This window comes from Chryseobacterium sp. MDT2-18 (assembly GCF_030815285.1).
GTDB classification, from domain to species: domain Bacteria; phylum Bacteroidota; class Bacteroidia; order Flavobacteriales; family Weeksellaceae; genus Kaistella; species Kaistella salivictor.
This window is the reverse complement of record NZ_JAUSWQ010000002.1, coordinates 1-24,021: the sequence shown is the minus strand read 5'-3', so window position 1 is coordinate 24,021 and position 24,021 is coordinate 1. Positions and strand designations below refer to the sequence as shown.

Below are 24,021 nucleotides of genomic sequence, written 5' to 3'. Positions count from 1 at the left end.
TAAGATTTAAAAGCCCAAAATTACGGAAATTTAATAAGATTCTGATATGCAAAGTCTCCAAGATATATACGATAAAATTTTTTTTGAAACCAAAACAATCCTCGAAACACTCTGTAAAATTAATTCAAAAGATGAACTTCTGGCAAAACAGGATTTATTTACCGAAGTGACAGACAGAATTGCTTTTTTAAGAATTTTAGAAAAAAATGAAGACAGCTTTGCCCGCATTTTATCTGGTGAAAATACCGATAATCAATTTATTAATGATCATGTAACGATCGATGAATCACCTGAACACACCGGATTTAATGAAAATGATTTTGCAGACGATCATATTGAAGAAGAAGTAAAATTCACCAATGAGTTGAATGATTTTGAAGATGAAATTGAGACTGAAGAAAAAACGGTCCATAATTCTTGGGATACTGAAGGTTGGGAAAAACCAAATGATGGAATTCAAACAGATTTTATTTCTGAACTGGATTTAGGACATAATGAAGAAATCCCTTTAATTATTGAACAGCAGGAAGCTCATTATGCAGAAAGAGTTGCGCAGAAAGAAAGAGAGTTGGAAGAATTGGAGGAGCGGAGAAGAAAAATCGTGAAGTTCAGTAAACACGAATCTTTGGTTGAAAACACCACTGAAATTCCTGAAGATAAAGGAGAAAGTGCACACCAACAAGCTGAGAAAAAATTTAAGCTCGCAAATATCAAAGGCCTGAAAATGGTGCAGCAATTATTTGATATCGATTCTTTGGAAGAGCAAATGCCAGCGAAAGAGCGCAAGGATGAAGGCAGTTTATTGAAATCTAATATTAAAACAGATTTTATGCAGGCGGAAAGAAAAAAAACTGAATTCAAACTCGACCTTAATGATAAAGTAGCATTCGCCAAGAGTTTATTTGCCGGAAATGAGGAGGAACTAAAGGAAACCATCGAAAAACTAAACAGCTTCAATACTTTGGAAGAAGCTAAACAATATCTGAGCGAAATTTATTACCGAAAAGACTGGAGTAAAGTTGACGAATACGCACAACGACTTTGGAATCTGGTAGAAAATAAATTTATGTAAGCCCTGAAACTTTGAATATGATAAGAAATATAGCAGATTTCCAAAATGTCTTTTTCATAGGCGTTGCGGGAGTCGGAATGAGCGCCATTGCTCAATATCTAAAAGGAATTGGAAAAGAAGTTTCCGGAAGCGACCGCTATTTTCATCCCGGCGAATACAACAAAACCAAGGAACAGTTAGAAGCCGAAGGAATAAGATGTTATTTTCAGGACGGAACCGGAATCACTGAAAAAACCGATTTAATCGTAGTTTCCACCGCCATTGAAGATACCGTTTACGAAGTTCAGAAAGCCAGAGAACTCGGAATTCAAATTATTAAAAGAAGCGAACTGTTATCGGTTATAGCTGAAAGTAAAAAAACAATTGCTGTTGCCGGAACTTCAGGGAAATCGACCACTTCGGCGATGTTATACCAAATCTTATTAGATGCTGATTTTGAACCGAGTATTATTTCCGGTGCAGGATTGACAAGCATTATCAAAGAAGGAAAAATAGGAAATGCTGCGGTTGGAAAAGGAGAATGGTTAATCATCGAAGCCGATGAAAGCGACGGATCTGTTGTTCAATATGAACCGGAAATCGGACTGCTTTTAAACATTGATAAAGATCATCAGGAAATCGGTGAATTGATTGAATTATTTACCATTTTTAAAAGGAATACAAAAGGTTTATTCGTTGTAAATCAATCCAATACATTGGGTAGATCATTGTCGGCGAATTCGGAAAATGACTTTGGATTTCAAAATAAAGAGGCTGGTTATTCTGCTGAGAATTTTAACCAGGAGGGTTTTTCTTTAACCTTTGAAGTTCTGACCCAGAAATTTCAGATGAATTCTATAGGACAACATTCCGTGGAAAATGCAGCGGCTGCAATTGCTGTGGCTCATCAGATCGGCATTGATTTGAGAACCTGTGCCGAAAGTTTAGCAAAATATGAGGGAATTTACCGGCGCCATCAAATCCTCGGACAGAAAAATGGAGTTTGGGTCATTGATGATTATGCCCACAATCCTGCGAAATGTGCCGCTTCGATTAAAGCCTGTCAACCTTTGGCGGAGAAAGTGATTGCGTGGTTTCAGCCTCATGGTTACGGACCGACACGGTTTTTGAAAGACGATTTCATTCAGGAAATTTCCGAGGCATTAAGACCACAGGATGAAATTTGGATGAGCGAAATTTTCTACGCAGGAGGAACCGCTGTGAAAGATATTTCAGCCAATGATTTAATCGAAGGAATTAAAGCAAAAGGCAAAAACGCCCATTTTATAGAAGACAGAAACCAACTGCTGGAAGCTCTAAAACCGGAATTAAAACCCGGAACAGTTTTATTGTTAATGGGTGCGAGAGATCCTGGCTTAGAGCATTTTTGCAAAGAACTGTATGATCATCTGTAATGCGTTGCAATTTATCCCAATGAAAATGAGCGTCGGAATTTATTCCAACGCAAATCAATATAATATGTTGGAATTCATTCCCATAGAAAAAAATAAAAAATGAGCGGACTCCTATATTTTGTTCCAACACCGATTGGGAATTTAGAAGACATGACTTTCAGAGCGGTAAAAATTCTGAAAGAAGTCGATTATATTTTATGTGAAGATACCCGGACTTCGGGTTTTCTTTTGAAGTATTATGAAATATCTAAACCATTAAAATCGTATCATTTACATAACGAGCATCAGACGACGCAGAAAGTAATTGACGATTTAAAAAACGGACAAAACATTGCCATTATTACCGATGCAGGAACACCGGGAATTTCAGATCCAGGTTATTTGTTGGCAAAAGCAGTTTCCGATGAAAAATTAGAAATGCAGTGTTTACCGGGAGCAACAGCTTTTGTTCCGGCTTTGGTGGTTTCGGGATTACCGAATAATGAGTTTTTATTTGCAGGATTTTTACCCCAGAAAAAAGGAAGGCAAACCAAACTTAAACAGTTGGCAGAAGAGAAAAAAACCATCATTCTTTATGAAAGTCCACATAAGATAAATACCACTTTAGAACAGATCAGAGAATTCTTTGGTGAAGAGACAAAAGTGAGTTTAAGCCGCGAAATATCAAAGAAATTTGAAGAAACTAAAAGAGGGAATATCAATGAGTTAATTGACTTTTCCAAAAGTAAAACTTTAAAAGGGGAAATCGTTTTAATTATCAATAATGTTGACACGAAAGAAGATGAAGACGAGAAACCTTTGTCTAAAAATAAATACAAAAACCTAGAAAAATAAACGAAAGAATATGGGATTATTAGAAGGAAAAGTTGCCCTGATCACAGGAGCAACACGCGGAATCGGAAAAGGAATCGCAGAAGTTTTTGCGAAAGAAGGAGCAGAGGTTGCTTTTACCTACGCCGGTTCTGTCGATAAAGCAAAAGCTTTGGAGCAAGAATTAGGAAAGATAACCAAGGTAAAATCTTATCAGTCAGATGCTTCCGATTACGATGCGGCTCAGCAGTTAGCTGCGGATGTGCTTGCAGATTTTGGTAAAATCGATATTTTGATCAATAATGCCGGAATTACGCGCGATAATTTAATGCTCAGAATGTCAAAAGACGATTGGGACACCATCATAAAAGTGAATTTGGATTCGGTATTCAACCTGACCAAAGCGGTAATCAAGCCAATGATGAAAGCAAAATCGGGGTCAATTATCAATATGACGTCGGTCGTTGGAGTAAAAGGTAACGCTGGACAGGCCAATTATGCGGCGTCAAAAGCCGGTGTAATTGGTTTTTCAAAATCGATCGCACTAGAACTGGGTTCCCGGAATATCCGTTGCAATGCGGTGGCTCCAGGATTTATTGAAACTGAAATGACGGCTGCTTTAGACGAAAAAACCGTGCAGGGATGGAGAGATGCAATTCCTTTGAAACGAGGCGGTCAGCCGGAAGATGTGGCGAATGCCTGTGTTTTCCTAGCGAGCGATAGGTCCAATTATATCACAGGACAGGTTTTAAATGTTGATGGTGGAATGTTGACTTAATTCTGTAAATTTCTTTTAAAGGAGCTACAAAATTTTCGCTTCTTATAAAATGCAGTCCAGCTCTCCGCTATATCTTTTTCTTTTTCGGGAAAAAAGAAAAAGGATGCCGCTTCGATCTGGGCTAGATTCCAATGATGTTTTTCTTACTAAAAATTTATCGTACGCCACTTTAGATTTTTAGTAAGAATTTTTTTGTTATTTATTAGTAATCAGTTGATTATTTTTCGTTGCGGAATATTTTTTGTATTTCAAACACTTATAATTTTTAGTCAAAATTTATGAGTGTTCTATTTCAAATATTTCAAAACACGCGGGCACAAACCGTTTCCCTTTGTGAGCCTCTAGAAATTGAGGATTACATTCCTCAGCCTGTTGATTTTGCAAGTCCTCCAAAGTGGCATCTCAGTCACACCACGTGGTTTTTTGAGGAGCTAATTCTTAAAAAATTTCTAGCCGGTTACAGGGTTTTCAATCCTCATTTTGGTTTTTTGTTCAACAGTTATTACCACACTTTGGGCGATCGAGCCATTCGCACCGAACGGGGAACAATCACGCGCCCGACGGTGAAAGAAGTTTACGAATACCGGAAATATGTCGATGCCCATATCGGAAAATTGTTACAGACCAATTCCAGTTCCGAATTAGAGGAACTTCTTATTTTAGGAATTAATCATGAGCAGCAACATCAGGAACTCCTGATTACGGATCTGAAACATACCTTTTCTTACAATCCTGTTTTCCCTGTGTATAAAGAGAAGTTCAACCTTACCGCTCAGGAAAATAGCGATACCGGTTGGATCAAAATTCCTGAAGGAATCTACGAAATTGGTTATAAAGGAGATGGTTTTCATTTCGATAATGAAAAAGGAAGACACAAAGTCTTTTTACATGAATTTCAAATTTCAAAAGCTTTCGTTACCAACGCAGAATTTCTTGAATTCATGGAAGCCGGCGGCTATGAAAACTTTAGATTCTGGCTCGATGAAGGTTGGTCTTGGATAAATGAAAATCAAGTAAAATCGCCGCTTTACTGGAAACAAATCGAAGGAAAATGGTTTTCGTACACGTTAGAAGGACTAAAACCCATTGAGCCCAATCATATTTTAACCCATATTTCTTTCTACGAAGCTCAGGCTTTCGCAACCTGGAAAGGCCTCAGATTACCTACTGAATTTGAATGGGAAGCCGCCGAAGACCAACTGGATTGGGGAAAACGCTGGGAATGGACGTACTCTGCCTACCTTCCTTATCCTGGTTTTCGGATTGCAGAAGGAGCGGCCGGAGAATACAACGGAAAATTTATGGTCAGTCAAATGGTTTTGCGGGGAGCTTCAACTGCAACACCCAAAGGCCATGAAAGAAAAACCTACAGAAACTTTTTTCACCCAAAACACCGCTGGCAAGTCACCGGCATAAGATTAGCAAGATGACAGAAAACGACCCATTTTTAAGAGATGTTAAGGCTGGCCTCAGCCAAAACCCCAAATGTATTTCATCGCATTATTTCTACGATAAAGCAGGAGATGAGCTTTTCCAGCAAATTATGGAAATGCCCGAATATTATCTGACCAATGCCGAACTGGAGATTTTCAGCCAACAAAGCGAAGCCATCATCCAGTCTTTTGAGATCAGCAATACTGAAGAATTTGAATTGATCGAACTGGGAGCCGGCGACGGAAAGAAAACGCAATACCTGTTGCAAACTTTACTGGAAAAGAACTTTAAATTTAAATATATTCCGGTCGATATTTCAAAAAACAGCCTTTCTGTAATTACCGAAAGAATGCAGAACTTATTTCCCAACTTAAAATGTGATCCGAAACAGGGAGATTATTTTCAGGTTTTAGACCAGCTTTTTTCTTCGGATAAACCGAAAGTTATTTTATTCATCGGCTCCAGTTTAGGGAATATGCCGGACGGAATTGCAGCTCAATTTTTACATAAGATTGCAGCTCATTTAAAAAAGAATGAAAAACTGCTTCTGGGATTAGATCTTTTAAAATCAAAAGACATCGTTCTTCCGGCATATGATGACGCTTCCGGAATTACCAGCGCCTTTAATTTAAATCTATTAAGAAGAATTAATAGAGAACTGGGTGCCGATTTTGACCTTGAAAATTTTGAACATGCACCCGAATATACTGAAAAAGAAGGCATTGCAAAAAGCTATTTGAGAAGCAAAAAAAAGCATTCCGTCTTCATCAAAGAATTGGAGCAGTATTTTGACTTTGAAGAAAATGAAACAATTCACACCGAGATTTCCAGAAAATACACCGATGAAATTTTACAGAATTTACTCAAGGATTCCCAGTTGGAAATCACCCGCAAATTTTTGGATTCAAAGAATTTTTTTGCGGATTATATTCTTACTAAAAAATGAAAGCAGATCTGGCCCGTCGTGGAATTTTAGGATTAGGTTCAGCTTCCACCAAATATTATCTTAACCAAATACACCGGAAATACCAAGAATGTCATTCTGAGTTTTCAACATGTCCGTTGCTGTTATATCAAATTGATTTTCAGGAGATAAACCCATTTTTACCCAATAATTTTAAAGTCCTGATTCCGAAACTGAAAATTATTCTCGAAGAGATGGCAAATCTTGGAATTACAAAATTACTTATTCCCAATATCACGCTGCACGAAACCCTGGATCAGATAAAAATCCCTTTTGAAATCTGTCATCCTGTGCAGTTAACTTTGGATTATTTAACGCAAAACCGAATTTCGAAGATTTTCCTTTTTGGAACCTTATATACCATGAATTCTGAATATTTAGCAAAGAAATTTTCTGAAAAAGGAATTGTTATTTTAAAACCGGCCTCAGAAGATCAAATTTGGGTGGATAATTTCAGAAAAGAAGTTTACCAAAATACAGCATCTTCTGCACAGCAATCATTTTTTAAAAATTTAATTAAAAAATATTCGGTACAAAATCCTGTTGTAATCGGATGTACAGAGCTATCCATTTTTGCTTTAAAAAATGAAAAAGCTTGCATCGATATGGCTGAACTGCAGATTGAAAAATGGTTGGAATAAAAAACCGCTCTTCTTTCGGAAAAAAAATAATGCTCCGAAAAATCAGAGCATTATTGATGATATTCGGATGAAGATTTTAACTTCCAAAAACCTGGTTTTCCTGTTCCGCTACCCGAATAAAAGTCGTTCTTTTTGAAAGTTCCCGCAATTGAGAAGCGCCAACATAAGTACAGGTTGACCGCACGCCGCCCAAAATATCTTTCACGGTTTCAGCAACGGCGCCTTTGTAAACCACTCTCACGGTTTTTCCTTCTGAAGCGCGGTATTCTGCAACGCCGCCCGAATGTTTTTCCATGGCAGTTTGCGAACTCATCCCGTAAAAAAGCCGGTATTTTCTGCCGTTTTCTTCTACGATTTCTCCGCCACTTTCGTCGTGTCCGGCAAACATTCCACCCAACATCACGAAATCTGCGCCGCCGCCAAAGGCTTTTGCCACATCGCCCGGAACTTTACAGCCGCCATCCGAAATGATATGGCCGCCAAGTCCATGCGCGGCATCTGCACATTCTACAATCGCAGAAAGTTGCGGATAGCCGACACCGGTTTTTATTCTCGTCGTACAAACCGAACCGGGCCCGATCCCGACTTTGATGATATCGGCACCCGCCAGAATTAATTCTTCTACCATTTCGCCGGTCACTACATTTCCTGCGATAATCGTTTTATCAGGAAAAATCTGACGCATTTTTTTTACAAAGCCCACGAAATATTCAGAGTAGCCATTGGCAACATCAATGCATAAAAAATTAATCTTTGGATGCGCATGCACTATTTGCTGAATTTTTTCCTCATCCGCTTTGCTAATTCCTGTACTCAAAGCGATATAATCGTAAATGGAATCTTCTTGATTTTTAAGAAAATCCGACCATTCACTTAAAGTATAATGTTTGTGAATGGCAGTGATAATTTGATCTTTTGCCAAAGCCTCTGCCATCTCAAAAGTTCCCACGGTATCCATATTGGCTGCAATTATGGGAACACCGGTCCATATTTTCTGGGAGTTTCTGAAAGTGAATGTTCTTTCTAAACTTACTTGTGAACGCGATTTAAGAGTCGACCTTTTCGGACGGATCATCACGTCTTTGAATCCTAATTTGAGTTCGTTTTCTATGCGCATTTTTTAAATTTTAAAAATTAAAGAAAGGATAAGAGTTTAAGAATCAGTAGGGCTGTTATTACTCCAATATAGCCCGAAGATGCAGTAAATGTTCGTGAGCCGTCATATCAAATTTTACCGGAACGATCGAGATATAACCATCAGCAAGTGCTGTTTCATCAGCATCGTGACCGTCATCCATATTATTGAAATAACCGGTGAGCCAGAAATATTTTTTACCGTGTGGATTAATTCTTTCATCGAAATTTTCTTCCCATTTGGCATTGGCCTGCCGGCAGACTTTTACGCCTTTTATTTCTTGTTCTGCTAATTTAGGAATATTGACGTTGAGAACAATTCCTTTCGGCAAAGGATTTTCTAATACTTTTTTCACAATATTCTGAATGTGTTCTTTGGCATGGGAGAAATCTGCATCCCAGGAAAAATCCAGGAGAGAGAAACCGATGGCCTGCAAACCTTCTACACCTGCTTCTACCGCGGCACTCATCGTCCCGGAATAGATCACATTGATGGAAGAGTTCGCGCCGTGATTAATTCCTGAGACCACCAGATCGGGTCTTCTGGTCAAAATTTTATCCAGGGCAAACTTTACACAGTCCACCGGTGTTCCGCTAAGGGAATAATCTTTCTGCGGACCTTCTAAATTGATTTCTTCAAAAGTTAAAGTGGAATCAATGGTGATGGCATGACCTTTTCCGGATTGTGGCGAATTGGGAGCAACCACGATGACCTCGCCAATTTCGTTCATAAATTTCACAAGATTTCTAATTCCGGGAGCGGTAATTCCGTCGTCATTGGTGACTAATATTAATGGTTTTTCCATGAATGTAAAATGATTTTTCACAAAAATAATTCTTTAAAAAGACAATCCGGGCATTCTTAATAAAGTTTAATGTTTTTTGGCACTGTAATAGAAGTAAAGCTTTGAATACTACTTTTTTTATTAAGAAGCTGGAGATTACAGGACGACGTGAATTTTTATATTACTTTTGCCAGTTGTCTGAGACGTAAATTTTAAACGATTTTTGACCGCATTTATTTATGAAATATTTTAGAATTATTTTTCTGCTTCTTATTTTAACTTCTGTATTTGCATTTTCTCAGGTGAGAGAAACCAATATCGATGAAGTGCAAATTAAAGTTTCTAAGAAAACTAAAAAGAAAGATAATCCGGCATATGCTATTTTACAGGAAGTCTGGAAACGGAAGAAAAGCAACGGGCTGTCTCAGTTCCATGATTATCAGTACGAAGAATACGAGAAAATCGAGCTGGATCTCGCCAATCTGGATTCTACTTTTACCCGGAAAAAGATTTTTAACAAGGTGGGTTTTATATTTAAATACGCAGATACTTTAGACCAGGCCAATCATTTGTCACTGCCGGTTTACTTTAATGAAACCCTTTATAAAAATTACGGAAGAAACGAACCTGACAGAAAAGAGAAGCGGGAAATTTTGGCCAATAAAACATCGGGACTTTCGAGCAGTGATGCGATGGCCAATACGGCGAAAAATCTTTATAAAGAAATCGATATTTATGATAATGTCCTCAATTTCTTCAACATCGGATTTACCAGCCCCATTGCCACAGATGGTTTTTCGGCGTACGATTATCAGCTTTTAGGCGAAGAAAGTATCAATGGTAATGATTGTTACCGAATTACCTATTCACCAAAAAGAAAAGATGTATTGTCGATGTACGGCGTACTATATATTTCAAAAGAAAATTATGCGGTCGTAAAAGCGACTTTAAAATCAACAAAAAGCATTAATGTAAACTTTGTAAATAGTTTTTATTACGATTTAGAATTTGACAATCCGAATGATGCTGTTTTTTTACCAAAGAAAAAGTACCAGGAAATTCAAATGTCGGTTTTCGGCAAGAAAGAAAATTCGAAAAGTATTACTGCTAAGAAAACCGTGATTTTCTCTGATTACCTTTTTGATCAAAAATTAAGCGACACGGTTTTTGAAACTAAAGTAACTTCTTTAACGGATGCGGAATATATCAAAGACGAAGCTTATTGGAAGGAAAACAGGAAAGAAGAATTATCAAAGTCTGAAGCGAATGTTTATGTGATGATGGATGAACTTCAGGAGGTTCCTCAGTTTAAAAAAGCAGTCAAAATATACGAAGTCGTTTCATCCGGTTATTACAATGCTTTTAAAGCCATCGATTTTGGGGATCTTTATTCCGTCATCGGATTCAATGAAGTGGAAGGTTTCCGGTTACGGGTAGGTGCAAGAACTTATTTTTCTGCGAATGACACTTGGCGGGCGGCTTTTTATACCGCGTATGGATTCAAAGATCATCAGCTGAAATATGGACTCGAATTCCGGAAAATGTTTAACCGTGACAATAGATTTACTTTAGGCATCGGAACGAGGCGGGATATTCTACAGTTGGGTGCGCAACTTACAGGAGACGAGGGGATCATGACGCGCTCTTTCGCTTCGTCGGGAGTTTTGAGTTCCGGTACTAATTTTTATTTGAGTTCTGTGAATCAGGTAAGTGCGTTTGCAGCAATCGATCCTTTTAAAAATTTTACAGTAAGGCTGGATGCTACCAACCAAACCACTAAATCGGCACTTCCGGAAAAGTTTTCTCTAGATTTTTATAAAAACAATCAGCGGTATTCTGAGCTGAATGATTCGAAGTTGGTGCTAAGTCTTACGGCGAGACCAGGAGCCGTTTTTTCGCAATATGGCGTAGACCGTTATGAACACAGCACTTTGGCACCAACGGTTATGTTGAAATATACCCAGGGATTAGAGGGCGTTTTCGGGTCAGATTTTAATTACAGTAAACTGCAGCTTTATTATTATCAGCCGATTCTTTTAAAAAGCTTCGGACGACTGATGCTGAATGTGGAGGCCGGTAAAAACTTCAATAAACTGCCGTTGGCTCTTCAAAATATTATTCCGGGAAATCAGTCTTATAACCTTATGCCCAATACTTTTGCTTTGCTGAATTACTACGAGTTTGTGGCGGATCAGTATGTAACTTTTCAGGCAGAACATCATTTTAACGGAAAAATCCTGTCTTATATTCCTTTGATTAAAAAATTAAAATTAAGAGAAGTCGCTTTTTACAGAACTGCGATGGGAAGCTTAATGGAACGTTCTGCTTTAATGAATGCGGGAAATCAGAATCTCTCGGCGCCGGAAAAGAAACCGTATTATGAATATGGTTTTGGAATCGAAAATATCGGCTTTGGCAATGTGAGAATTCTTAGAGTAGATTTCAACTGGCGGGGAAACTATCTTGAAAATCCCAACGCTAAAAAATTCGGAATTAAGTTTGGCTTACAGTTTTATTTCTAAGAAGATGATTTTGTATAAAATTGAAATGAATTCTGTAAAATTTTTTAAAAATCTTACTTTATTCTAAATAAGGTACTAATTTTGATACATTGAAAAATCCTGTAACATTTATGGATTAGTTTCAACAAATTATATATTACATTATTTAACAACTATATGTTCAAAAAATTTAACCTCAATAGATTATTGCTTTTCATTCCGTTGACGAGTTTGGTGTTTTGTTTTAACACCCCAAAAAATGACGACGAGAAAATGTCGACCATCATGATCAGCGTGAAAAATACGCTCAGTTATTTGCACTATTCGCCAAAACCTATTAACGATGCTTATTCACAGGAAGTTTACAAGCATTATTTTGAAATGGTAGATAACTCAAAAAGATACTTTCTGCAGTCCGATATGGCAGAATTTGCGCAGCATTACAGTAAACTCGATGATTATCTTAATCAGGGGGATTTAAGATTTTATAAATTAACCGTTGATAGGCTGTATCAGAGAGTTGATGAAATAGATAAAATCACCCAGGATATTTTAAACAAACCGATCAATTTAGATGAAGATGAAACGCTTGTTTTAGAACCGAAGAAAAAGAATAATCCCGCCAATCAGGCCGAACTTGCCGCAGAGTGGAAGAAATATATCAAGTATAATATTCTGCAGGAAATGGAATCTTTGACGGCGAAAGAAGAAATGCAGAAAGAGAAAAAAGATTCTGTACAGAAATTTAATTTAAAAGATACCATCAAACTTGAAATTCTAACTCCCGAAGCTAAAAGAATTAAAGCAACAGAAGAGGTGAAAGATCTGGTAACAGACACTTTCCGAAGGTTCAAGAAAAGAAATAAAATGGATTGGTTTACCGTTTATATGAACGCGTACACCGAAGTTTTTGATCCGCACACCAATTATTATTCGCCGAAAAACAAAGAAGATTTCGATACCCAGTTTAAAGGAAAAATCATCGGAATCGGTGCGGTGATCCAGGAGAGAAAAGGCTATCTTTATTTGGGTGAACTGACCATCGGTGCACCAGCCTGGAAATCGAAACAGCTTTCAGCGGGTGATAAAATCTTAAAAGTGAGATCCAGCCCGGATCAGGATGCCGTGAGTGTCGTAGGAATGCTGGTAGATGAAGCGGTAAGGCTGATTCGCGGTAAAGAAGGAACGAAGGTGGTTTTGACCGTGGAAAAGAAAGATAAATCAATCAAGGAAGTAACCATGACCCGCGAAGAAGTAGCCATTGAGGATACTTTTGCCAGAAGTATTGTCGTGGATGCGCCGGATGGTAAAAAATATGGCTTTATAAGTCTGCCAAGTTTCAATGCCGATTTTGAAGACCCGAAAGGGAGAAATGCTTCTGATGACATTAAAAATGAACTTGTTAAATTAAAAGCCCAAAACGTTCAGGGAATCGTGCTTGACCTTAGAAATAACGGCGGCGGAAGTTTAACGGAAGTCGGTGATATCATGGGCTTGTTTATGAATGCCGGAGCTTATGTTCAGGTGAAAGACGGTAACGGAAAAATTCAAACGCTTAAAAATAAAACGAATGCCCCGGTTTGGACCGGTCCACTGGTGATTATGCAAAATGAACTTTCTGCGTCAGCATCGGAGATTTTGGCGGGAGCAATGCAGGATTACGGCCGTGGACTGATCCTCGGTTCGCCGCAGTCTTTCGGAAAAGGAACGGTTCAGACTTTTGTTGATCTGAACAGATTCCTGAATTCGACCGATGATTTCGGATCTTTAAAACTGACCATTCAAAAATTCTATAGAATTTCTGGAGAATCCAACCAGAGAAAAGGGATCGTTTCTGATATTCAAATGAAAGACTTCTATACGTATGCCGAGATTGGTGAGCGCTACGACGAATATGCGTTGGCTTGGGATAAAATTCCGGCCGCAGAATACCAGCCTGTCAATTATTTCTCAGCAGCAGCTTTACAAAAAGGAGTGGAAGGAAGATTGAAAAACAACAAAACCTACCAACTGATACAGGAATCAGCGCAGTGGAAAGAAAATCTTGATAAAGAGGAAACGATTTCACTCAATCAAAAGAAATTCAATGAAGTTATGCAGACCAGAAAATCACAGATCAAGAAATTTAAAGGTCTGGAAAAATTCAATAACGGTTTGAAATTTACCTTGAACCCAGATGAAGCAATCCGGGAAAAAACGGATGAAGCTTTCACCAAAAAAACAGAGAACTGGACTAAGAATCTTCAACGGGATTTATACCTTCAGGAAGCCATCAATGTGATTTCAGAAATGAAATAGATTGCTGAACTTAATGATAAAGCAACCATCGGATTATCCGGTGGTTGTTTTTTTTGCCCTTTAGTGACCAAAATTTACCGTTCAGTAAAAAAATATTTTATTTACCTTTAATCACGCATACATTTGTACCAATCAATAGATTATGAACAGAAAGAGTTTAATCACGATATCATGGATAACGTTTTTTATCGGAACGCTCACTTTTGTGTTTTTTACCGATGAAAAAACACCGGAGCTCTATCTTTTAAACATGGTGATTGCAGGTTTGTACAGCTTTACAATCTCCATCGGAAACGGCTTGGTTAATGATTTTCTGAACAGAAAATACTCTTGGGTGGAAGATACCCGCACGAGAACTGTTCTGGGGATTTTAGGAACGCTGCTGGTGAATATTGTTTTGGTTCTTTTCTGTAATTACGTCAATTTTATTATTTATCAGAAACAGGACTTCGCTGAATTCTTTTCCGGCACGATGGGTTTTGTGAATTGGTTTACCATTAATATCTCCTTGCTGATTTCTGCCGTTTTACATGCAAAAGGATTTATAGAAGCCTTGAAAAGTTCGACCAGACAGGAAGTCGTACAGCAGAAACTCATCGCAAAATCTGCCAATGCTCAGTTTGAAAGTTTAAAGAATCAGCTTGATCCTCATTTTTTATTTAATTCTTTAAATGTATTAAGCGCTTTAATTGATGAGAATTCCGAGCAGGCACAGCGGTTTACATTGTCGATGTCGAAGATTTACCGCTACGTTTTGGAACAGAAAGACAAAGAGTTAGTGACCGTAGAAGAAGAAATAGAATTTGCAGGAACCTATTGTGATTTATTAAAAACGAGGTTCGAAGACAGCGTAACTTTCGACTTTAATGTTAATGAAAAAGATCTGAAATCGTACGTCGTTCCATTATCGCTGCAGCTGCTTTTAGAAAACAGCATCAAACATAATTTTGCCACCTCCGGCAAACCATTGAACATTGAAATCTATTCTGAGAACGGTTATCTTTTTATCGAAAATAATTTACAGCAAAGAGAGCAGATGAAAGAAAGCGCCGGAATTGGGCTTTCAAATATTGTTCAGCGTTACGCTTTACTTACAAAACAAAATGTTTTCATCGAAAAATCAAGTGATTTCTTCAGAGTGAAAATTCCAATTCTTACCCAAAAAAAAACAGCAATGAATATACCGCTTTCGCAAGAGTCGATTGCCTATCAGAGAGCATCGAAAAGAGTAAAAGAATTGAAAGGATTCTACGGAAATCTCCTCTCGTATTGTTTGGTCATTCCTTTCCTGATTTTTATAAACGTGCGGACTTCGCCGGACTACCACTGGTTTTGGTGGCCGATGTTCGGTTGGGGGCTTGGTTTGAGTTTAAACGCAGTCAAGGTGTTTGGAATTAGCAGCAACTGGGAAGAAAAACAGATCCAGAAAATTTTAGATAAAGAAAATTCAAAATAATGGAAAATTTAACCAAGCAAGAAATAGATTATTCTATCGCCAAAGAACGAGTCAGTCAACTCAAAAAATTCTATGTAAGTTTTACTGTTTTTGCCATTGTGTTGGCGATCCATAGTTTTAGGAATTATTATTTAACAGGAGAAATTACATTTTTAAGTTTTAATAAATTTTCGGGTATTTTTTGGATTTGGGGACTTATTTTAGCGATTCGGGCAGTGAAGATATTCCTCTTTAATTCAAGCTGGGAGAAGAAAATGATGGACAAACAATTTAATAGATAATACCATGGAAAATTATAACGAAAACGACCTTCGGTATATCAGAGCGAAAGAACGTGTGAAAAAGATTAAGGGATTTTATATCCACGCTACTGTTTTTGTATTGGTGAATTTATTTATCATCGCCGGCAACAGGCAGTCTGGTGAAACGCTTACTGATATGGATAATTACTGGACAGCGATCATCTGGGGAATCGTCCTCGCCGCTCATGGAATCACGGTTTTTTTTCCCAATATCTTTCTCGGCAAAGATTGGGAAGAAAAAAAAATTAAAGAATTAATGGATCAATTCAAATAGCATGAATACAATAATAAATATCATTATGGTTCTGTGGGGGCTTTCAGAAATTTATCTTCTCCTGAGAATGAGATCAGGAAGTGCTGATGCAAAAGGGAAAGACCAAAAGTCGCTTTCACGTTTATGGCTGGTCATCGGTTTCAGTATTTTTTTCGGGATTTTTGTTGCTAAGGCAACGGGTTTTCCTTTTTATCAAAGGGAAGGAATACAGTTGGTCGGTGTGGTTTTTCTTTTCCTGGGCGTTGTATTTAGGTTAATGGTCATTAATAATTTGGGGAAATATTTCACGGTAGATGTCACGATCAGAGAAGACCATCAGTTAATAACCAACGGCTTTTATAAATATGTGAGGCATCCTTCGTATTTTTTTTCCCTGCTCACTTTTCTTGGTTTGGCGATCGTTTTAAACAATTATATTTCTGCAGTTATTCTGGTGGTTCCTGTTTTTCTGATGTTTCTCTACCGGATAAAAATCGAAGAAAGGGTTTTGACAGAACGGTTTGGGAAAGAGTATACCGATTATATGAAGAAAACTAAAAAACTTATTCCTTTTATTTATTAATTTTAAAATATGATAAAAACCGTCATCATTGAAGATGAAAAACCTGCTGCCCGAAAACTTGAAAGATTAATCAGTTTATTCACTGATTTAGAATTAGTTGCAACGCTTAATTCTGTGGAAGAAGGTTTGGATTGGTTTCAGAATAATCAACATCCGGATTTGATATTTTCAGACATTGTTTTAGGCGACGGATTATCTTTTGATATTTTTGAAAGAGTTCCCACCAGAAGTTTTATGATTTATACAACGGCTTTTGACCAATATACTCTGAAAGCTTTCAAGCTGAATTCCATTGATTACCTTTTGAAACCGATTATGGAAGAAGATCTGGAAAAAGCCATCAATAAATTTAAAAGTTTCCTACCTTCAGAATCGTCTAATAATTCATTGGAAATCAAATCTTTAATTAAAGAAGAGAAACAGAAATTATCCCGTGTTTTAGTCAAGATCGGTTATAATTTAAAGATTGTTCAAACCGATGAGGTTTCCTGTTTTTATAGCGAAAACAAAATCGTTTACCTTCAGACCAAAGAGAGAACTTATCCCACCGATTTTACTTTAGATGAGTTACAGGAAGTTTTGGAGGAAAAGAAATTTTTCAGAGTAAACCGACAGTTCATCATCAATTCCAATTTCATTAAAAATATTCATATTTCGCCTTATTATAAAGTGGAAATGGAGTTTCAGCCGGAAGAAGAAATCACGGTGAGCCGCGATCGGGTAAAGGATTTTAAAGATTGGTTGACTAATTAAAATAGGGAATATGAAAGTGATTTCACTTTATAAATTAGCTGCGGAATATTCATTTTCGGAGTTTTTATAATACAAGACCAGCTAATTCACGAAAACTGTGGTTATCTTTGTAAAAAAAATAAGCATGTCCACACTGATATCCGACTTAGGAATTATTCATCCACTTCAAAAAGCCTTAACCGATTTAGAAATAACGGTTGCGACTGATATTCAGGATCAGGTTATTCCCGTGATTCTCAATCAGAATGAAGATTTGGTTGCACTGGCAAAAACCGGAACAGGTAAAACTGCCGCTTTCGGACTGCCGTTGATACAGTTGGTCGATGTTGATAATAAGAATATTCAAACGGTTATTTTATCGCCTACCAGAGAACTGAGCCAGCAGATTTTTAATAATCTTAAAGATTTTGCCAAATATATTCCTGAGGTTTCATTCGTCTTGCTGACGGGAGGAAATACGGTGAAATCACAAATAGAAGAGTTGAAATCTCCGACGCATATCATCGTGGCAACCCCGGGCCGTTTTTTAGATCTGTTGGAAAAAGGAGCACTGGACATTAAATCCCTGAAAAACTTGGTTTTGGACGAAGCTGATGAAATGTTTCAGGCTTTAAAAGATGATTTGATGCCGATTTTGAAAGCGATGCCTAAAAACCGCCGCACTTATTTATTCAGTGCGACAATGCCGGGTGAACTAAAAGATATCGTTCATAATTATATGTCGAAAAATGCGGTTTCCATTAACTCTGAAATGGCGACCGTCGGACATCAAGGTATTGATCACCAGTATATTGTCGTAGAGCCGATTGAGAAATTAGATGTGCTTTTACACTTTTTAAACTCGCAGGAAGGAGGCAGAGGAATTATTTTCTGTAAAACCAAAGCAGCCGTTAATAAACTGGCGAAAAATCTTGCGATCCGTAAAATCTCCTCTGGCGCTTTGCACGGAAGTTTAACGCAGGGAATCCGGGACCGTATTATGGATCAGTTCCGCGAAGGATATATCGATATTTTGGTGGCTACCGATTTGGTCGCAAGAGGTATCGATGTCAAAGAATTAGCCTATGTGGTGAATTATCATTTGCCGGACACGCATGAAGCTTATGTGCACCGCAGCGGAAGAACGGGCAGAGCAGGAGCAAACGGACTTTCGATGACGATTATTCAGCAGGAGGAAGTGAAAGAAATTGCCGGTTTTGAACAAGAATTGGGTATTAAATTCAAAGAGATAAAAAAAGCCGATGCCGAAGCGATCGAATGGAACAATACTTTGGTTTGGGCGAAAAAAGTCTTCAAAACAAAACCCAACCGCGAGATTCCTGATGAGGTAAGACAGCAGGTTAAAACCATTTTTCATCATTTGACAAAAGAAGAATTGATGGATAAAGTGCTTTCAAATTATCTGGCAGAAAACAATTAAAAAATCAGCAGAAATCGGCTGATTTAAGCCGGTAATTTCATTGAGGATTTGTGCGGGGGCTCGAAATTTGTAAACTTTCTACAATCTATAAATAAACGAATTTGAAAATCCTGCACTAAGCTTACTAAGCGATTACACCGCTTCCCACCAATTCATCGTCCAGATACCACGCTGCAAACTGCCCCTCTGCAATGGCAGATTGTGGGTGTTCAAATTCAATATAAAATCCATCTTCAAACTGGTAAAGCGTCGCTTCTTCCAAAGGCTGTCGGTACCGGATTCTGGCCTGTACTTTCATGGATTCTCCATTTTGCAAACGCAGATCGTCACGAACCCAGTGAACTTCAGAGTTTTCGATTTTTAGAGCTTTACGGAATAATCCCGGAAAGTTTCTGCCTTCACCCACAAAAATAGTATTGGTCTCCATATCGCGGGAAATGATGAAACAGGATTCCACATGGCCGCCGATGCCCAGACCTTTGCTTTGCCCGATCGTGAAATAATGTGCACCCTGGTGTTTGCCAATCACTTTTCCGTCTGATTTTTCGTATTTTATTTTCTTGGAAAGAAACTGTAATTCCGCTAATTTTGATGAAAACGCGGGTGTTTCTTGATGAAAATCACCGAAATTTTTAAAAATTTCTACAATTTCACCTTGTTTTGGTTCCAGCTGCTGTTGTAGAAATATGGGTAAACTCACTTTTCCGATGAAGCACAATCCTTGTGAATCTTTCTTATCTGCCGTCACCAAACCCATTTCTCTGGCGATTTCCCGGACTTCAGGTTTCGTCAATCCACCGATCGGAAACAGCGATTTCGACAGCTGATCCTGACTCAATTGACACAGGAAATACGACTGATCCTTGTTGTTATCTGCTCCGGCTAAAAGATGAAAAATCTCCTTGCCGTTTTCATCAAAGGTAGAGTTCACCTGTGCGTAATGTCCCGTTGCAACTTTCTCAGCACCAATAGATAAGGCTGTTTTCATGAACACATCAAACTTCACTTCTCGGTTACACAGAACATCGGGATTCGGCGTTCGACCCATTTTGTATTCATCGAACATATAATCCACGATTTTCTCCTTATACAGTTCGCTCATATCGATGACCTGATAAGGAATCCCAAGTTTTTGCGCCACCATGAGAGCATCGTTACTGTCCTCAATCCACGGACATTCATCTTCCAAAGTGACTGAAGCGTCATTCCAGTTCCGCATAAAAAGCGCCACCACTTCATGACCTTGTTTTTGCAACAGATAGGCTGCAACACTCGAATCCACACCTCCGGAAAGGCCAACTACAATTTTCATATTTTAAGGAAATAAATTTTTGATGATAGGCATCAAAAGTTTTGCAAATTTACGACAATAATTGCACAGTTTTTCACGAGCTACAAGACCCGTAATCGTTCGGGAAACCCGTCCCGCTGTCCGCTGTATCTTTATCTTTTCTAACGAAAAAGATAAAGGATGCCGCTTCCATCGGGGCTAAGAGAAAGTCTTTTCATTATTTTGAAATTTTCAAGGGATCAATTCTTCACCAACAAAGTAATTATAGAAATTTTCGATTGTAAAAAAAGACTTATTTTTGATTATTAATTCTTTAAAATTGTTCAATGAAAAAACTCCTTCTTCTTTCGCTGTTGTCCGTCGCCTTTTCCGTAAAGGCGCAAATAGGATCAACTAAAAATTTCGGTGACCCCGATTCCAAATGGACTTTCGGCGGTTCGGCGGGATTAGGCGGAAGTTTTGGCAGCAATAATGGTGGAACATCTGTCTATATTTCTCCCAGAATCGGGTATATGCTTACCGAAAGTTTAGAAACGGGTCTCGCTTCTAACTTCACCTGGACTAACGCGAAATATTATTCGTCCAGCACCGTCGGTGTTGGTCCTTTTGTGAATTACTACATTGGCAGAAATTTCTTTTTAAGCGGAATGTTTCAGGAATATTTTTTCAACCAGAAAAATAAACTGACCAATGTGAAATATTCGGGTGACGAAGCTGCCCTTTACCTTGGTGGCGGCTATATGCAGAAAATTGGCGACCGCGCCTATATGCAGATTGGCGGGATGTATAACGTTTTATACAAAGAAGACAAATCCGTTTTCGGCAGCGGATTTATTCCAAGTATCGGAGTTGTTTTCGGCTTGTAGTCATAAATAATCTGAGATACTCCGTAGATACTCCGTAGATGCTTCATGGATGCTTCATGGATACTTCATGGATAGTTCATGAGGAGTTCATGACAAGGATTCTACCAAAAAAGAGATGAAATGTATATTTTGAAAAATTCACAGAAGATATTTTGAAAAATAAAATAACTATTTTTAAATGATACTTGAATGTTTTTACAACCTCTGAGCAGATTTTAAAAATGAAATAAATCTGCATAATCTGTTAAATCAGCGGGCGCATATTTAATATTTCTATCCGTATGTTCTCGTACAAATCACTAAAAACAAAACTTCCCGGAAAATCATTTCCCGGGAAGTCTTTATTACAATAAGTTTAATTTATTTCTTCAAAGTCTTAAAGCCCATTTCATAAAGTGCAAAACTCAAAATATCAGCGTTTTCGCCAATAACCTGTTCTGTACTTCTTCCTGCTCCGTGTCCCGCATTGGTTTCGATTCTCACCAAAACAGGATTACTGCACGATTGTTTTTCCTGCAATTCCGCACCGAATTTAAACGAGTGTGCCGGCACAACGCGGTCATCGTGATCGCTTGTGATAATCATGGTTGACGGGTAGCAAACTCCTTTTTTAACCTGATGAACCGGTGAATAAGATTTTAAATAATCGAACATTTCTTTGCTGTCTTCGGCAGTTCCGTAATCGTAACTCCAGCCCGCTCCAGCTGTAAATTTGTTATAACGCAACATGTCCAGTACACCAACACCAGGGAAAGCTACTTTCGCCAGATCAGGTCTCATGGTCATGGTGGCACCAACGAGAAGTCCACCGTTTGAACGGCCGGAAAGTGCCATGTGATCTTTGGAAGTATATCCGTTTTTCTGCAAATATTCGCCGGCTGCGATGAAATCTTCGAATACATTTTTCTTCTGCATTTTCGTTCCTGCATCGTGCCATTTTTTGCCGTACTCGCCGCCACCACGGATATTCGGAACCGCGTAAATTCCGCCGTTTTCCATCCAGATCGCATTCACTACCGAGAAGGAAGGTTGCAAACTGATGTTGAATCCGCCGTAAGAATAAAGAATGGTCGGATTTTTTCCGTCGCGTTTCAATCCTTTTTTATAATTGATCATCATCGGAATTTTCGTTCCGTCTTTTGAAGTATAAAATATTTGTTCTGAAACGTAATCTTCCGGGTTAAATTTCACCTTTGGTTTTTGATAAACTTCAGATTTTCCGCTATCCGCATTGAATTTGTAAATGGTTGGCGGCGTAATATAGTTGGTGAAAGAAAAATACAGATCTTTCTCTTTTTCTTTTCCGCTGAAACCTCCTGCTGTTCCGATTCCCGGTAAGTCGATGGTGCGGATTAATTTACCGTTGTAATCAAATTGCTTCACCGAAGTTACCGCATCCAGCATATATTTTGCGAAGATAAATCCTCCGCCTGTTGAAACGCTGAGCACGTTTTGGGTTTCAGGAATCACATCAGTCCAAACAGTTGGCTGATTGATGTTGAATTTCACCAAACGCATATTCGGCGCATTTTTATCGGTCAAGGCGTAAATGAAATCGCCTTTCGAATCGACCACATTGGTATTAAAATCATAGCCCTTCTGAACAGGAATAAAATCGGTTTTATTTTTTAAGTCTTTAATATACAGTTCATTGCCGTTTGTTGCTTCAGATGCTCTTAAAAATTCAAAGCGTTCATCATCAGAAACCCCAACGCTCATATAGCGCCTTTTGAAATTTTCGCCGCCGATAATTAATTGATCGGCACTTTGTTTCGTTCCTAATTGATGGAAATAAACTTTGTGCGTATCGGTTTTAGCAGAGAGTTCACTCCCTTTCGGTTTGTCGTAACTTGAATAAAAGAAACCTTCATCGCCCCGCCAGGAAGCTCCGGAAAATTTAACATCAATAATCGTTTCATCAATTTTTTCTTTAGTTAAAGCATTGATAATGATTATTTTATTCCAGTCACTTCCGCCTTCGGAAATAGAGTAGGCAACCAGATTTCCTTTTTTATTAAAGGAAACGCCTGCTAAAGAAGTGGTTCCTTTTTCCGAGAATTTATTAGGATCCAGAAAAACTTCGGTCTTGCCGTTTTTATCAGTCCGGTACAAAATGGATTGCGCTTGAAGTCCGTCATTTTTATAAAAATAAGTAAAATCTCCTTCTTTAAACGGTGCGCCGATTTTCTCATAATTCCAGATATCTTTCAGCTGTGCACGGATCTCTTCACGGAAAGGAATTTTTGCCAGATAATCATTTGTAAAAGCGACTTCTCTCTGAACCCAGTCTTTGGTATCTTCGGCGCGGTCATCTTCTAACCAGCGGTATGGATCCTGGACTTTGGTCCCAAAATATTCATCGGTATGTTCTACTTTTTTCGTTTCCGGATAGTTCAAATTTTTGGTCATTTTCTGCGGTGCGCAAGAGGCAATCATTAATCCAGCTGCACCAAGAGCCAATGTTTTTACATTCATATATTAAGAATTTTCTCAAAAATAAGATTTTTTACCGGAAGAAAAAAAACAGGAAACACGAAAAACCTATATCCGATGCTCATTTTGGCAATGAAAAGCCTGTTTTTTTATTACCTGTTTAATCTTTAATCCTTTTTGGTTTTTAATACACAAATGTATTTTTATAGACAGGAATCCCCAATAAATAGCTGCGAAATAAAAGGCTCGTTTAGTGATTGTTAAACTTTTTTAATATTCGTGCCCCCAACTTTAACAAACTTTAAAACAATTCATGATCTGAAAGGAATACAATTTGCTTAATTTTATACTCATAATTAAAGATATGCGAAAAGAAACAGGAATTATATTAGCGGGAAGTGTAGGCGTTCTTATTGGCCTTACCTTATTTGGTGTCAGAAAATTTTTATTAAAAAAAAGTAAAGAATATGATGAATATTATGCAGATTTTCATCGCCATTTCGAACGTAAAAACAAAGACGAAGCAAACGACGGTGTTGAGTTTTTAGCCGTACGGTAAGTTATTTAAAAGTGTAAAAAATTCTGTTTTCATTGAAAGCAGAATTTTTTTATGCCTGTTTTTGAAGTCCTTCCATAACATTTCTGATAAATAATTTCGTGCTTAGAATTATTTTGCCACTAATGCACGAATTGAATGAGAACATTTTATTAGGAATGAAAATCTGTATATTTGACTGAGTTTTTGTTATAATCCAGACAGAAAAATTAGTGTATTTGTGGCATGGATATGTGCCACTAATGCACGAATTCAATTAACTCAAAGAGAATACCTCTTTTTTTATGAATGAATATC

General features: G+C 37.9%; 21 protein-coding genes. 17 read left to right on the top strand and 4 right to left on the bottom strand.

The features are described 5' to 3' along the window. Window positions 1-46 precede the first annotated feature (46 nt). From QF004_RS02020 to QF004_RS01990, 7 genes are all read left to right on the top strand, one after another. Window positions 47-1,072, top strand: coding sequence for a hypothetical protein (locus QF004_RS02020; protein WP_307422203.1), 1,026 nt, complete (start codon window positions 47-49; stop codon window positions 1,070-1,072). A gap of 17 nt (window positions 1,073-1,089) precedes the next feature. Next, window positions 1,090-2,466, top strand: a complete 1,377-nt coding sequence (murC, locus tag QF004_RS02015; protein ID WP_307422202.1) for a UDP-N-acetylmuramate--L-alanine ligase — start codon at window positions 1,090-1,092, stop codon at window positions 2,464-2,466. A gap of 99 nt (window positions 2,467-2,565) precedes the next feature. Beyond that, entirely contained in the window at window positions 2,566-3,300 is a 735-nt protein-coding gene (gene rsmI / locus QF004_RS02010) for a 16S rRNA (cytidine(1402)-2'-O)-methyltransferase (protein WP_307422200.1), read from the top strand. 10 nt (window positions 3,301-3,310) lie between these two features. Next, window positions 3,311-4,054 (top strand): 3-oxoacyl-[acyl-carrier-protein] reductase, encoded by a 744-nt coding sequence (gene fabG / locus QF004_RS02005; protein WP_133439250.1) that lies wholly within the window; start codon window positions 3,311-3,313, stop codon window positions 4,052-4,054. A gap of 278 nt (window positions 4,055-4,332) precedes the next feature. Then, window positions 4,333-5,484: an ergothioneine biosynthesis protein EgtB gene (egtB, locus tag QF004_RS02000; RefSeq protein WP_307422198.1), complete on the top strand. Its 1,152-nt coding sequence runs from the start codon at window positions 4,333-4,335 to the stop codon at window positions 5,482-5,484. Continuing rightward, complete coding sequence (gene egtD / locus QF004_RS01995; RefSeq protein WP_307422197.1) at window positions 5,481-6,434, top strand: L-histidine N(alpha)-methyltransferase; 954 nt, start codon at window positions 5,481-5,483, stop codon at window positions 6,432-6,434. The genes egtB and egtD overlap by 4 nt, the downstream gene beginning before the upstream one ends. Further along, window positions 6,431-7,093 carry an aspartate/glutamate racemase family protein gene (locus QF004_RS01990; RefSeq protein WP_307422195.1) on the top strand — a complete coding sequence of 221 codons (663 nt, stop codon included), beginning with the start codon at window positions 6,431-6,433 and terminating at the stop codon, window positions 7,091-7,093. Before egtD ends, QF004_RS01990 begins: the two co-directional genes overlap by 4 nt. Window positions 7,094-7,169: 76 nt before the next feature. Here QF004_RS01990 and QF004_RS01985 read toward each other — a convergent pair whose 3' ends face one another. Together QF004_RS01985 and surE are read right to left on the bottom strand one after the other, a co-directional pair. Continuing rightward, the gene (locus QF004_RS01985; protein ID WP_133439254.1) at window positions 7,170-8,210 is read right to left on the bottom strand and encodes a GMP reductase; all 1,041 of its coding nucleotides are present in this window, start codon (window positions 8,208-8,210) and stop codon (window positions 7,170-7,172) included. A gap of 58 nt (window positions 8,211-8,268) precedes the next feature. Beyond that, window positions 8,269-9,033, bottom strand: a complete 765-nt coding sequence (surE, locus tag QF004_RS01980) for a 5'/3'-nucleotidase SurE (RefSeq protein ID WP_307422193.1) — start codon at window positions 9,031-9,033, stop codon at window positions 8,269-8,271. A gap of 218 nt (window positions 9,034-9,251) precedes the next feature. Here surE and QF004_RS01975 point away from each other — a divergent pair, with 218 nt between their 5' ends. From QF004_RS01975 to QF004_RS01940, 8 genes are all read left to right on the top strand, one after another. Beyond that, a complete protein-coding gene (locus QF004_RS01975) occupies window positions 9,252-11,534 on the top strand; it encodes a DUF5686 family protein (RefSeq protein WP_307422192.1) in 2,283 nt (760 codons plus the stop codon). 156 nt (window positions 11,535-11,690) lie between these two features. Then, the gene (locus QF004_RS01970) at window positions 11,691-13,811 is read left to right on the top strand and encodes a carboxy terminal-processing peptidase (protein ID WP_133439257.1); all 2,121 of its coding nucleotides are present in this window, start codon (window positions 11,691-11,693) and stop codon (window positions 13,809-13,811) included. A 142-nt stretch (window positions 13,812-13,953) separates the two neighbouring features. Then, the gene (locus QF004_RS01965; protein ID WP_307422189.1) at window positions 13,954-15,267 is read left to right on the top strand and encodes a 2TM domain-containing protein; all 1,314 of its coding nucleotides are present in this window, start codon (window positions 13,954-13,956) and stop codon (window positions 15,265-15,267) included. Then, entirely contained in the window at window positions 15,267-15,548 is a 282-nt protein-coding gene (locus QF004_RS01960; protein ID WP_133439259.1) for a 2TM domain-containing protein, read from the top strand. The genes QF004_RS01965 and QF004_RS01960 overlap by 1 nt, the downstream gene beginning before the upstream one ends. A 4-nt stretch (window positions 15,549-15,552) precedes the next feature. Next, window positions 15,553-15,843 (top strand): 2TM domain-containing protein, encoded by a 291-nt coding sequence (locus QF004_RS01955; RefSeq protein WP_307422187.1) that lies wholly within the window; start codon window positions 15,553-15,555, stop codon window positions 15,841-15,843. Between the two features lies 1 nt (window position 15,844). Continuing rightward, window positions 15,845-16,405 carry an isoprenylcysteine carboxylmethyltransferase family protein gene (locus QF004_RS01950; protein ID WP_307422186.1) on the top strand — a complete coding sequence of 187 codons (561 nt, stop codon included), beginning with the start codon at window positions 15,845-15,847 and terminating at the stop codon, window positions 16,403-16,405. Between the two features lie 9 nt (window positions 16,406-16,414). Beyond that, window positions 16,415-17,158, top strand: a complete 744-nt coding sequence (locus QF004_RS01945) for a LytTR family DNA-binding domain-containing protein (RefSeq protein WP_307422184.1) — start codon at window positions 16,415-16,417, stop codon at window positions 17,156-17,158. Between the two features lie 124 nt (window positions 17,159-17,282). Continuing rightward, complete coding sequence (locus QF004_RS01940; protein ID WP_307422182.1) at window positions 17,283-18,578, top strand: DEAD/DEAH box helicase; 1,296 nt, start codon at window positions 17,283-17,285, stop codon at window positions 18,576-18,578. Between the two features lie 124 nt (window positions 18,579-18,702). On the opposite strand, the gene mnmA is transcribed toward QF004_RS01940, so the two are convergent. Next, window positions 18,703-19,890 carry a tRNA 2-thiouridine(34) synthase MnmA gene (mnmA, locus tag QF004_RS01935; protein ID WP_307422180.1) on the bottom strand — a complete coding sequence of 396 codons (1,188 nt, stop codon included), beginning with the start codon at window positions 19,888-19,890 and terminating at the stop codon, window positions 18,703-18,705. Window positions 19,891-20,195: 305 nt separating this feature from the next. Between mnmA and QF004_RS01930 the strand changes: the two genes are divergently transcribed. Further along, window positions 20,196-20,735, top strand: a complete 540-nt coding sequence (locus tag QF004_RS01930) for a hypothetical protein (protein ID WP_307422178.1) — start codon at window positions 20,196-20,198, stop codon at window positions 20,733-20,735. Window positions 20,736-21,095: 360 nt separating this feature from the next. On the opposite strand, the gene QF004_RS01925 is transcribed toward QF004_RS01930, so the two are convergent. After that, window positions 21,096-23,210 carry a prolyl oligopeptidase family protein gene (locus tag QF004_RS01925; protein ID WP_307422176.1) on the bottom strand — a complete coding sequence of 705 codons (2,115 nt, stop codon included), beginning with the start codon at window positions 23,208-23,210 and terminating at the stop codon, window positions 21,096-21,098. Window positions 23,211-23,532: 322 nt separating this feature from the next. Between QF004_RS01925 and QF004_RS01920 the strand changes: the two genes are divergently transcribed. Then, entirely contained in the window at window positions 23,533-23,727 is a 195-nt protein-coding gene (locus tag QF004_RS01920) for a hypothetical protein (protein WP_133439268.1), read from the top strand. Window positions 23,728-24,021 lie beyond the last annotated feature (294 nt).